Consider the following 11,596-nt stretch of genomic DNA (forward strand, 5'->3'; position numbering starts at 1 on the left):
TTTATAAAAAAAAGCTCTTGGCATCTATTGCGTTTTTATTATTGACTTAAAAAGCGTACAATTCTTAATAAATTTTTATATTAATTAAATTTGTTATTTAGGAGTAAGTATGAGTATATATAAAAAGATTTTAGATAGTAGCTTATCAGGTGTGCCACTAAGCTCATCAGTAAAACAATCGTCTTATGGTGAGCTCTCAACTTTAGTTATTAAGCATAAAACCTGTTGTGCAGCAGTTACATTACAAGGTGCACACTTATTATTTTGGCAACCCTCTAGTGAGCAAACCCCCGTTGTTTGGTTAAGCAATAATACCCATTTTAAAAAAGATGTAGCCATTCGTGGAGGAGTTCCTGTTTGTTGGCCATGGTTTGGTCAATTAGGTAATCCAACTCATGGTTTTGCGCGCCTTGTTGAATGGAAATTAGATTCTTGTGAAGAAGACGATAATGGCGTTGATCTTGTTTTATCACTTACTAATAGTCAACAAACAGAATCTTATTGTAACAAACCTTTCTCTGTGTCATTAAGTCTTCATCTAGGTAAAAGCTGTGAAGTTACTTTAAGTTGCTCAGCAGATTTTGATGTAACTAGTGCTCTACATACCTATTTTGGTATTGATAATATTGACCATGTTGTAGTTAAAGGGTTAGGTGATACTTATCAAGAACGTTTAGTTGTTGAAAACAAACCAGTAACTGTAGGTGAATTAACATTTAATCAAGAGGTCGATCGTATTTATACCGATGCAGGTAATCGAATAACAATAACTGATGGTGCTCGAACAATCCAACTAACCAACACTAATGTAAGTGATGTAGTCACTTGGAACCCATGGATAAATAAAGCTAAATCAATGGCTGATTTCGGCAATGATGAGTATAAATCGATGGTTTGTGTTGAAGCGGGTTGTATCACAAAACCATTGAAATTGTCACCAAATAAGAAATCAACTTATGGCTTTAAAATAGAGCTAATTTAAATATTTGATTCGTATTATATGTTGTATGATGCAATCAATATTTATACTGTCTTTAATATGATTAATTGATTGCGTTTACGAGCATAACACTCTATAATCTACGACACTTTTTTTAAAAGTACTAATTTAATAGCCAATTACTGGGTCGCCTGTAATTGGTTTCTATATTTAAATAATTAAGAGAAATTAATATGTTTACATTTAAAGCTGAAGTTAGAAAAGAGCATGGTAAGGGTGCGAGCCGCCGCCTGCGTCACGCTGGTAAATTTCCAGCAATTATTTATGGTGGTAGTGAACCAGCAATCTCTGTTGTACTTGATCACAACCAAGTTTTTAATATGCAAGAAAAACCAGAATTTTATTCTGAAGTTTTAACCGTTGAAGTTGATGGTAAAGCTGTTAAAGTAAAAGTACAAGCTGTGCAACGTCATGCATTTAAACCAAAATTAGTTCATATGGATTTTGTACGAGCATAATTTATTTATTGGAATATCATTTAATTACTCGTTTCAAGCAAAAGGTCACCCAAAGGTGACCTTTTTGTTTTAGAGTTAATAGAATAGTACCTATTACTATGATTTACCCTATTAATTGGGTATACACCAGATATCGAACATAATAGAATAATTACATTATACCATTTTAGGAGAAAGCCATGTCTGATATCCCAGCTTGTAATTTAGTTATTTTTGGTGCTAAAGGGGATTTGACAAGACGAAAATTACTACCGTCTTTATATCAATTAGAAAAGTATGGAAAACTACCTGAACAAACCAAAATTTTAGGCGTAGGACGCGCTGATTGGGATCATGTTGCTTATTGTGAGGTAGCAAAAGATGCGTTAACTTCGTTTATGCCAGAACCGTTAGATGATAGTATTTGGCAACGATTTTCTAAACGATTAGATTTTCATAAATTAGATGTCAATGATAGCGTAGGTTTTGAAGGGTTAAAGAATAAACTTGATTCAAATCATCCTGCTATTTTCTACTTTGCAATGCATCCAGGGACTTTTGGGACGATTTGCCAGGGTTTAGCTACTGCTGGATTAAATCAATTACAAAACCGTATTGTGATGGAAAAACCACTTGGAACAGATTTACAGTCATCTCGTGAAATCAATGATTCAGTGGCTAAATTCTTTAGTGAATCGCAAGTTTATCGTATTGATCATTACTTAGGTAAAGAATCAGTATTAAATCTATTAGCTTTACGTTTTGCAAATACAGTATTTGCTTCATTTTGGGATCGTAATTCTATCGATCATGTTGAAATTACTGTAGCTGAACAAGTTGGTATTGAAGGGCGTTGGGGATATTTTGATAAAGCGGGTCAAATGCGTGACATGGTGCAAAATCATTTATTGCAGATCTTAACTATGATTGCAATGTCACCACCTGCTAACCTTGAAGATGATAGCTTACGTAGTGAAAAGATAGCTGTGCTTAACGCCCTGAGGCCAATTGATAAAACTAATATTCGAGAAAAAGTAGTTCGAGGTCAATATACTGCAGGATTTGTTAATGGTGTTAAGGTGCCTGGCTATTTAGAAGAAGATGGTGCGAATCGAAAAAGTAATACTGAAACATTTGTTGCGATTCGAGTTGATATTGATAACTGGCGTTGGGCAGGCGTTCCGTTTTACTTACGTACAGGTAAACGCTTACCAAGTAAATGTTCTGAGGTCGTTGTTTATTTTAAACCGTTACCACTTAATTTATTTAGTGAATTTTATCCAGAACTACCACAAAACAAATTGACGATTAGGTTACAACCTGATGAAGGAATGGATATTGAAATTCTAAATAAAGTACCAGGATTGGATAGCACTCATAATTTACAAACAACAAAACTTGATTTAAGTTTCAGCGAAACTTTTCACCAACAGAGTGCTGACGCCTACGAGCGTTTATTGCTTGAAGTTATGAAGGGGCGTCAAGCATTATTTGTTCACCGTGATGAAGTTGAAGCCGCATGGAAATGGGTTGATACAATTATTAGTGCTTGGGAAACAGAACATGAACCACCAAAAACTTACCAAGCCGGAACTTGGGGGCCAGTCGCATCGGTTGCTTTAATTACCAAAGACGGGCACTCATGGCACGAATTTGAATAAAGGAAAATAACTATGTTCACGTTAAATAAATATCAAAATGGTCAGTTACTGATCGAAGATTTAACTTCACATATTATCAATGAATTAAAACAAGCCGTTGAACAAAAAGGGTATGCATCTATTGCTGTTTCGGGTGGTAAAACACCTATTCCATTATTTACCTCACTGAGTCAACAAGATTTAGAATGGAGTCGAGTTTTTATTACATTGGTTGATGATAGATGGGTCGATGATAGTGATGATGCTAGCAACGAAAAATTAGTAATGACACATTTATTACAAAATAAAGCAAAATTGGCGAATTTTGTTGGTTTGAAAAACAGCTATGATAATCCATTTGATGGTGCAGAAATGACTAATAAAATGTTGGATAAAATTCCGATGCCATTTGATGTAGTTGTTTTAGGTATGGGCGAAGATGGTCATACAGCATCATTATTCCCTGATGCTGCTAATTTAGCAGCCGGTTTAGATATGAAATCTGGTCAAAAAGTTGTTGGTATGACCCCATTAACTGCACCACTTGATCGTATTACATTAACGCTACCAACAATTTTAAATAGTAAAAATATTTATCTACATTTAGTTGGTGAAAGTAAATTGAATGTATTAGAACAAGCCGAAAAAGGTAATGATATCAATCAAATGCCTATTCGTGCAGTTTTACAGCAGAACAAAGTTAATGTAACAGGGTTTTGGACTGTATCTTGAGTTTTTCTTTGCCGATCCTTGTCGGCAAAACCTTTCATTATTCCTTTCTTATAAACCCATTTTCAAAAAAAAGATAATAGGATGCGTTTTTAAACCTTTATAAATTAATTTATCAAATATCTATTATTTTATAAAATTTTGTGGTAAAAAGTGGGATTAAGTGGTGAAAAGAATTTAATTTTTAATTTATTGATTTTTAAAAATTAAAAATTAATGTGAAATTTACAAATAATGGAATTTTTATGTTCAGCGGTGCAATTTCAATCAATTTAGATAATAAAGGACGGTTGGCTATTCCCACTCGTTACCGTGAATCTTTATCTGAAGGTATGGTTTGCACAATTGGTTTATACCACCCTTGCTTAACCCTTTACTCCCTATCTGAATGGAAATGTATAGAGCAACAGCTTGCAACATTATCAACGATTGTTGATGCTGAACGTAGAATTAAAAGACTGTTATTGGGTTATGCAACTGAGTGTTTAATGGATAATTCAGGGCGAATTTTATTGCCATCTACGTTACGTACTTATGCTAAATTAGAAAAAAATACAATGTTTGTTGGTCAATCTAATAAATTCGAAATTTGGGATGAGGTAATTTGGTATCAACAAATTAAAGACGATATTGCCGCATTACCAACGGATATTGAAAATTTATCGGATAATTTGAAAAATTTAACTATTTAATAAGAGTAAAAGATTGATGGATTATCAACATAAAACAGTTTTGTTAAACGAAGCAGTAAACGCATTAAATATAAAAAAAGACGGCATTTATGTTGATGGCACTTTTGGACGAGGAGGTCATTCTCGTTTAATACTTGAACAACTTGGTGCACAAGGTCGATTAATTTCCATTGATCGTGATGAACATGCTGAGCAGGTCGCTTTACAAATAGAGGATCCTCGATTTACTTTTATTCGGGGTGAGTTTTCAAATCTATATCAATATATTAATAAGCTAGCTCTATTGGGAAAAATTGATGGCATTTTGCTAGATTTGGGAGTTTCATCTCCGCAACTTGATGATCCTGAACGAGGATTTTCTTTTATGCGTGATGGACCACTTGATATGCGCATGAATAACCATAAAGGTTTAACGGCAAGTGAATGGTTGTTGAATAGTGATGAAGAAAATATTACATGGGTGTTAAAAACATTCGGTGAAGAGAAATTTGCTAAGCGTATTGCTCGGGCAATTGTAGAACAAAATAAAGTTTTACCGATCACTCGTACATTGGAGTTAGCTAATTTAATTGAAAAAGCAACGCCAAGAAAAGATAAAAATAAGCATCCAGCTACACGTAGTTTTCAGGCTATTCGTATTTATATTAATAGTGAATTGGAAGAAGTTGAGCAAGCATTAAATAGTAGTTTATCAGTGCTTGCAAATCAAGGAAGATTAGCGGTTATTAGTTTTCATTCTTTAGAAGATAGAATTGTAAAACAATTTATTAGTCAGCAAAGTAAAGGTCCTGATTTACCGACTCGATTACCTTTGACACAACAGCAAATTAAACAATATGGTGATTCTAAATTAAAATCCCTTGGTAAGATTAAACCAAGTGCTATTGAAATTAAAAATAACCCGCGTTCTCGAAGCGCAATATTAAGGGTAGCAGAAAGAAAAAATGGACAGTAATCAAAACAATGATACTTTACAAGAAAAAATTTATAGTGATAAAAATATACAAAAAAGGCCAAGCAAAAGTTTAGTGGGTTTAATTATTAGTGATTTGTTTGGTCACCAAAAACTTTCATTGTTATTACTTGTAATGATTGTTATTTCTGCTGGTGCGGTATTAATAACAACCCAACAGGTTAGAAAACAGCTATTTGAGCGTGAGCAACTTTTATTAGAACAAGATGTTTTAGAAAGCGAATGGCGAAATCTTGTTATTGAAGAAAACGTACTTGCTGATCCCAAACGTGTTGAAGATAAAGCAAAAGTTCAATTAGGTATGTCTTATGTGACACCACAAAATGAAACAGTTATTGTGATAAAGAGTAAACAATGAAACCTGTCTCTAAACATAGAAAAAATAGAATTAAAAATATAAATGGTAGGAAGCAGGTTTTTACGCCCAGTCGCTTTTACATTGTATATGGTTTTATTATTTTTGCTATTATTTGTCTTATAGTTCGAATGGCATTGTTGCAAATTATTGAACCCGATAAACTTATTGATGAAGGAAACAAACGCTCGATTCGTCACCAAGAAATGGAAGCTCCAAGAGCAATGATCACCGATCGTAATGGTCGTGCATTAGCTGTAAGTGTGCCAATGTTTGATGTTTGGGCAGATCCTAAAATTGTTTTGCAAAAAGGAGGCGTTAAAGCAGATGATGTTCGGTGGCAAGGATTATCTAAAACACTGAACTTATCAATGTCGACATTAGAGCAAAAATTGAGTAATCCTTCAATGCGATTTGTTTACTTGTCTAAACAAGTAACTCCGACAATATCAGACTATTTAAAAAAATTGAAATTACCTGGAATCTCATTTGCAAAGACATCTAAACGCTATTATCCAGCAGCAGAAAATATAGCACAATTAATTGGTTTAACCGATATTGACGAAAATGGAACAGAAAAAGGTTCTGAAGGTATCGAAAAAAGTTTTAATAAATGGTTAATTGGTGAGTCAGGACAAAGAACTGTTAGACGAGATCGCGTTGGACGTGTTATTGAAGAATTAGAACGTACAGATAGTGAGGCTGCATCAGATTTAACATTGAGTATTGATGAACGTTTACAATCTTTAGTTTATAGTGAATTGAGTCAAGCTGTTGAATTTAATAAAGCTGATAGTGGCACAGCGGTTTTAATTGATGTGCATACCGGTGAAATTTTGGCGATGGCAACCAATCCATCTTATAATCCCAACAATCGCTCATCGATTGATTATAGCTTACTACGGAATCGTGCTGTAACAGATGCATTTGAACCGGGTTCTACAGTGAAACCATTAGTCGTGATGGCTGCTTTGGAGAAAAAAATTGCAGATCTAAATACAATTGTTGATACTAGACCATTTTTAGTTAATCGTTATGAAATTAAAGATGTATCGTATCAAAAATCATTGAATTTAGCTGGTATTTTAGAAAAATCAAGTAATGTAGGTGTCAGTAAATTAGCCTTACAAATGCAACCTGGTGAACTAGTTGAGTATTATAGCCGCTTTGGATTAGGACAACCTACAGGGCTTGGTCTTGGTGGTGAAGTAAGTGGTTCAATTGCTGCAGATAGAACTAGAAAGTGGGCTGATATTGAACGAGCAACTTTTGCTTTCGGGTATGGATTAAGTGTCACTCCATTACAATTAGCAAGAGCATATGCAACCATTGGGAGTTATGGTATTTACCGACCTGTTTCAATTTTGAAAGTAACTGAACCTGTCAAAGGTGAGCGAGTTGTACAAGAAAGTATTGCTAAAAAAGTTGTTCAATTAATGGAAGCCGTAGCTGTGACTGGCGGGGGGACTAAAGCATCCGTTCCTGGCTATAGTGTAGGTGTAAAAACAGGAACAGCTAAAAAGTTATCTGGAGGGCGCTATGTTAATCAATACTTGGCTTATACTGCGGGTATAGCTCCTGCTACAGCACCTAAATATTCCCTTGTAGTTGTTATTGATAACCCTAAGGCTGGCCAATATTACGGCGGTGCTGTTTCTGCACCAGTCTTTAGCCGTATTATGGGGGGAGTATTAAGAACGATGAATGTAAAACCCGATCGTCAAGTTGATGGTCAAATGATTATTTATTAATAGGTAGAGAATGATAGCTATAAGCACATTTAAGACATTATTTGAATTATTAGGTGGAAATCGTTATCTAGAATTAGACGATTTTCCGCTTAATCATTTACGTATTGATAGTCGCAAAGTGGAAAAAGGTGATGTGTTTGTTGCTATCAAGGGGCATACTGTTGATGGACGAGCATTTATTCCTCAAGCCATTTCTGCAGGTGCGGTTGTTGTTATAACTGAAACAAATCGAAAATCAAATAACTTAAATATTGAGTATCTTGAGCAAGATAATAAATCAGTGGTTCCCAAAATTAGTGTATTCCAACTTTCACAGCGTTTATCATTACTTGCTAATGATTTTTATGATTCTCCATCAAAAAAATTATCGGTAATTGGGGTAACAGGAACCAATGGTAAAACAACCGTGACCCAACTTATTGCTCAGTGTACAGCATTACTCAATAACAAAACGGCTATTTTAGGTACCATTGGTAATGGAATTTATAACAAACTTGAATCATCTATTAATACCACGGCATCAGCAATAGATATACAATCCTTATTAGCTGATTTTGTAAAAAAACAGGTTAATGTTGTAGCGATGGAAATTTCTTCGCATGGGCTTGCGATGGGGCGTGTTAAGGGGCTAAATTGTTCTGCAACTGTATTTACTAATTTAAGTCGTGATCATCTTGATTTCCATAAGACTATGGGTAAATATGCAAAAGCAAAATGGTCGTTATTTAGTTCCGATAAAAAAGAAAAACAAGTTTTAAGTTCGGGTAAATCAATTGTTAATTATGATGATAAATATGGTAAACGATGGATTGATAAACTTCCAGAGGTAACGGCGGTATCATGTCAGCCTAAATCATTACGTCAGTTGAAGTCTTTAAACAGGCCTTATGTTGGTGTTTCGATGATCGAATATCATGATAAAGGAGCTCAAATTCATATGGATTCAAGTTGGGGTAATGCTATTATCAATAGTCAATTATTAGGTGAATTTAATGTTTCTAATTTATTGCTATCTATTGCAACATTTTTAACGCTTGATTATCCTTTTTTTGCTGTTGTAAATATGGCTTGTTTTCTTAAACCAATTTGTGGACGAATGGAAGTATTGCATGAAAATAATGGCCCTACAGTCATTGTTGATTATGCTCATACCCCCGATGCATTACAAAAAGCGTTACAGGCAAGCCGAATTCATTGTCAAGGAACATTATGGGTAATTTTTGGTTGTGGTGGTGATAGGGATACAGGGAAAAGACCATTAATGGCAGAAATCGCAGAACAATTTTCTGATAAAATTGTACTAACCAATGATAATCCTCGAACCGAAGATGAAATGAAAATTATTCACGACATTCAGCAAGGTTTACATCATACTAATAATGTACAAGTAATTACCGATAGAGTGCAAGCTATTGGACAAACGTTAAAGCAAGCAGGACCAAATGATGTGATTTTAATTGCAGGTAAAGGACATGAAGATTATCAAATAATAGGTAAAACCAAATATCACTACTCAGACCAAGAAACAGTGAAACAACTTTTAGGAGTAGAGAATCGATTATGATTCCAGTAAAAATTAAACAAATAAAAGAAGTAGTGAATGGTGACTCTTATCATATTCAAGACGAAAATTGTATTATTGACTCTATTTGTACCGATTCCAGAACAATTGCTAAACAGTCTTTATTTGTTGCACTTGTTGGTAATAATTTTGATGGACATGCTTTTGCTGAACAATCCATTAAAGATGGCGCTATAGCTGTGATTGTAGATCGTAAACTTGATAAAACAATACCTCAGATTGTCGTTAAAGATACTCGACTAGCTTTAGGTCAAATTGCTAATTTTGTACGCCAGCAAAGTATGGTTAAAATTGTTGCACTTACAGGATCATCCGGTAAAACATCAGTTAAAGAAATGACTGCCGCAATTTTGCAAAATTGTGGACAAACTCTTTATACGCAGGGTAATTTTAATAATGATATTGGCGTGCCATTGACAATATTAAGATTAACCACGCAAGATCAGTTTGCTGTAATAGAATTAGGAGCAAATCATATCGGTGAAATTACCTATACTACAAATATTGTCAAACCACACAGTGCTTTAATTAATAATATTGCTGAGGCACATATTGAAGGGTTTGGTTCACTTGACGGTGTGGCGGCGGCTAAAGGTGAGATTTTTGAAGGTTTATCTAAAGATGGTATTGCTATCATTAATTTGGATAGTTGCTCAAATAAATGGTTTGCTCAGTTAGCAAATAAAACCGTTTGGACATTTTCGTTATCTAATTTTTCGGCTGATTTTTATGCAAGTAACATTCAATATGCTGAAAGTACAACCTTTACATTACATACACCGAATGGCGAATGCTCAATTATATTACCTCTAATTGGATTACATAATGTTTCAAATGCTATCGCGGCATCAGCTTTAGCGCTTTCTGTTGGTGCAACACTTAATCAGATACAACAAGGTTTAGCCTCTTTAAAACCTGTAAAAGGTCGGTTATTCCCAATAAGGTTAAATCAAACCCAATTAATTTGGGATGATTCTTATAATGCCAATGTTGGCTCAATGTCAGCAGCAGTAAAAGTGTTGGCAAAACAACCTGGCTATCGAATTTTGGTAGTTGGTGATATGGGGGAACTAGGTCCTGAATCTGAAAAATATCATCGACAAATAGGTGAACTTGCCCGTGATGAAAAGATTGATTGTGTAGTAAGTATAGGGAAATTAAGCAGATTTATTAGCCAGTATAGCTGTGAGGGTCACCATTTTAATAATAAGCAAGATGCAGTGAATTTTCTGTTAACGTTATTACGTCAATACCCAATTTTAACTATGTTAATTAAGGGGTCTCGTAGTGCCAAAATGGAAGAAATCATCGAAAAAATTCAAATTAAGCAATAAAGCGTTAGGATTAAAATTATGTTGGTGTGGATATCAGAATATTTAGTGAAACATTTTACCTTTTTTAATGTTATCTCTTATTTAACAGTAAGAGCGATTTTGGGGTTATTAACTTCTTTAGCGATTTCTTTATTTTTTGGTCAGAAAGTTATTGATAGGTTACAAAGATTGCAAATTGGGCAAGTTATTCGCCATGATGGACCTGAATCACATTTAAGTAAAAAAGGAACGCCTACTATGGGAGGGGTGCTTATTTTAGCATCTATTGTATTATCGGTACTTTTATGGGCAGATCTTCGCAATCCTTATGTTTGGGTAACCTTATTCGTTTTAATTGGTTATGGCATTATTGGCTTTATTGATGATTATTTAAAGGTAATCCGTAAAAATAGTGCCGGCCTTATTGCAAAATGGAAGTATTTTTGGCAATCAGTTATTGCGTTAATTGTTGCTTTTGGTCTTTATGTTTACGGAAAAGATAGTACAGTAACAGTGCTCGTTTTACCATTTTTTAAAGATGTTATGCCTCAATTAGGATTATTATTTATTCTACTTAGTTATATTGTGATTGTTGGGGCTGGGAATGCTGTTAATTTAACTGATGGACTTGATGGGCTTGCCATTATGCCAACTGTTTTTGTTGCTGCTGGTTTTGCCCTTGTATCTTGGGCAACAGGTAATGTTAATTTTGCTGCTTACTTACATATTCCTTATATCAAATTTAGTGGCGAATTAATGATTGTCTGTACCGCAATTATTGGTGCTGGCCTTGGTTTTTTATGGTTTAACACCTATCCTGCTATGGTTTTTATGGGAGATGTCGGCTCATTAGCTTTGGGTGGTGTGTTTGGAATTATTGCTGTTTTATTAAGACAAGAATTTTTATTACTAATTATGGGTGGAATTTTTGTTATCGAAACTTTATCAGTAATTTTACAAGTAGGCTCATATAAATTAAGAGGCAAAAGAATATTCAAAATGGCACCAATTCATCATCATTATGAACTAAAAGGTTGGCCGGAGCCTCGAGTTATTGTGCGTTTTTGGATTATTTCATTAATGTTGGTTTTAATTGGGTTATTAACCTTGAAATTACGATAATT

11 protein-coding genes are annotated in these 11,596 nt (G+C 34.3%); all 11 read left to right on the top strand.

Going from position 1 to position 11,596, the window contains the following annotated elements:
* Nucleotides 1-109 precede the first annotated feature (109 nt).
* Nucleotides 110-982: a D-hexose-6-phosphate mutarotase gene (locus tag GQ589_RS00135; protein WP_160423815.1), complete on the top strand. Its 873-nt coding sequence runs from the start codon at nucleotides 110-112 to the stop codon at nucleotides 980-982.
* Between the two features lie 191 nt (nucleotides 983-1,173).
* On the top strand, nucleotides 1,174-1,458 hold the full coding sequence (rplY, locus tag GQ589_RS00140) for a 50S ribosomal protein L25 (protein WP_160400599.1): 285 nt from the start codon (nucleotides 1,174-1,176) through the stop codon (nucleotides 1,456-1,458).
* A 179-nt stretch (nucleotides 1,459-1,637) separates the two neighbouring features.
* Nucleotides 1,638-3,098, top strand: a complete 1,461-nt coding sequence (zwf, locus tag GQ589_RS00145; RefSeq protein ID WP_160423817.1) for a glucose-6-phosphate dehydrogenase — start codon at nucleotides 1,638-1,640, stop codon at nucleotides 3,096-3,098.
* Between the two features lie 12 nt (nucleotides 3,099-3,110).
* Nucleotides 3,111-3,809: a 6-phosphogluconolactonase gene (pgl, locus tag GQ589_RS00150; protein ID WP_160400601.1), complete on the top strand. Its 699-nt coding sequence runs from the start codon at nucleotides 3,111-3,113 to the stop codon at nucleotides 3,807-3,809.
* A gap of 242 nt (nucleotides 3,810-4,051) precedes the next feature.
* On the top strand, nucleotides 4,052-4,498 hold the full coding sequence (gene mraZ / locus GQ589_RS00155; protein ID WP_160400602.1) for a division/cell wall cluster transcriptional repressor MraZ: 447 nt from the start codon (nucleotides 4,052-4,054) through the stop codon (nucleotides 4,496-4,498).
* 16 nt (nucleotides 4,499-4,514) lie between these two features.
* Nucleotides 4,515-5,453, top strand: coding sequence for a 16S rRNA (cytosine(1402)-N(4))-methyltransferase RsmH (rsmH, locus tag GQ589_RS00160; protein WP_160400603.1), 939 nt, complete (start codon nucleotides 4,515-4,517; stop codon nucleotides 5,451-5,453).
* A complete protein-coding gene (ftsL, locus tag GQ589_RS00165) occupies nucleotides 5,443-5,829 on the top strand; it encodes a cell division protein FtsL (protein WP_160400604.1) in 387 nt (128 codons plus the stop codon). The genes rsmH and ftsL overlap by 11 nt, the downstream gene beginning before the upstream one ends.
* Entirely contained in the window at nucleotides 5,826-7,577 is a 1,752-nt protein-coding gene (ftsI, locus tag GQ589_RS00170) for a peptidoglycan glycosyltransferase FtsI (RefSeq protein WP_160400605.1), read from the top strand. The genes ftsL and ftsI overlap by 4 nt, the downstream gene beginning before the upstream one ends.
* 10 nt (nucleotides 7,578-7,587) lie before the next feature.
* Nucleotides 7,588-9,141, top strand: coding sequence for a UDP-N-acetylmuramoyl-L-alanyl-D-glutamate--2,6-diaminopimelate ligase (gene murE / locus GQ589_RS00175; RefSeq protein ID WP_160423819.1), 1,554 nt, complete (start codon nucleotides 7,588-7,590; stop codon nucleotides 9,139-9,141).
* Nucleotides 9,138-10,493, top strand: coding sequence for a UDP-N-acetylmuramoyl-tripeptide--D-alanyl-D-alanine ligase (gene murF, locus GQ589_RS00180; protein WP_160400607.1), 1,356 nt, complete (start codon nucleotides 9,138-9,140; stop codon nucleotides 10,491-10,493). The genes murE and murF overlap by 4 nt, the downstream gene beginning before the upstream one ends.
* 18 nt (nucleotides 10,494-10,511) lie before the next feature.
* Nucleotides 10,512-11,594: a phospho-N-acetylmuramoyl-pentapeptide-transferase gene (mraY, locus tag GQ589_RS00185; protein WP_160400608.1), complete on the top strand. Its 1,083-nt coding sequence runs from the start codon at nucleotides 10,512-10,514 to the stop codon at nucleotides 11,592-11,594.
* The last annotated feature ends 2 nt before the right edge of the window (nucleotides 11,595-11,596 follow it).

The organism is Gilliamella sp. Pas-s27 (genome assembly GCF_009795865.1).
Taxonomy (GTDB): domain Bacteria; phylum Pseudomonadota; class Gammaproteobacteria; order Enterobacterales; family Orbaceae; genus Gilliamella.

Excerpts from the sequence above, each read along its gene's own strand:
- GQ589_RS00135 (WP_160423815.1), top strand. The coding sequence starts at position 110 with ATGAGTATATATAAAAAGATTTTAGATAGTAGCTTATCAGGTGTGCCA.
- ftsL (WP_160400604.1), top strand. The coding sequence starts at position 5,443 with ATGGACAGTAATCAAAACAATGATACTTTACAAGAAAAAATTTATAGT.
- mraY (WP_160400608.1), top strand. The coding sequence starts at position 10,512 with ATGTTGGTGTGGATATCAGAATATTTAGTGAAACATTTTACCTTTTTT.
- murE (WP_160423819.1), top strand. The coding sequence starts at position 7,588 with ATGATAGCTATAAGCACATTTAAGACATTATTTGAATTATTAGGTGGA.
- zwf (WP_160423817.1), top strand. The coding sequence starts at position 1,638 with ATGTCTGATATCCCAGCTTGTAATTTAGTTATTTTTGGTGCTAAAGGG.
- pgl (WP_160400601.1), top strand. The coding sequence starts at position 3,111 with ATGTTCACGTTAAATAAATATCAAAATGGTCAGTTACTGATCGAAGAT.
- rsmH (WP_160400603.1), top strand. The coding sequence starts at position 4,515 with ATGGATTATCAACATAAAACAGTTTTGTTAAACGAAGCAGTAAACGCA.
- ftsI (WP_160400605.1), top strand. The coding sequence starts at position 5,826 with ATGAAACCTGTCTCTAAACATAGAAAAAATAGAATTAAAAATATAAAT.
- rplY (WP_160400599.1), top strand. The coding sequence starts at position 1,174 with ATGTTTACATTTAAAGCTGAAGTTAGAAAAGAGCATGGTAAGGGTGCG.
- mraZ (WP_160400602.1), top strand. The coding sequence starts at position 4,052 with ATGTTCAGCGGTGCAATTTCAATCAATTTAGATAATAAAGGACGGTTG.
- murF (WP_160400607.1), top strand. The coding sequence starts at position 9,138 with ATGATTCCAGTAAAAATTAAACAAATAAAAGAAGTAGTGAATGGTGAC.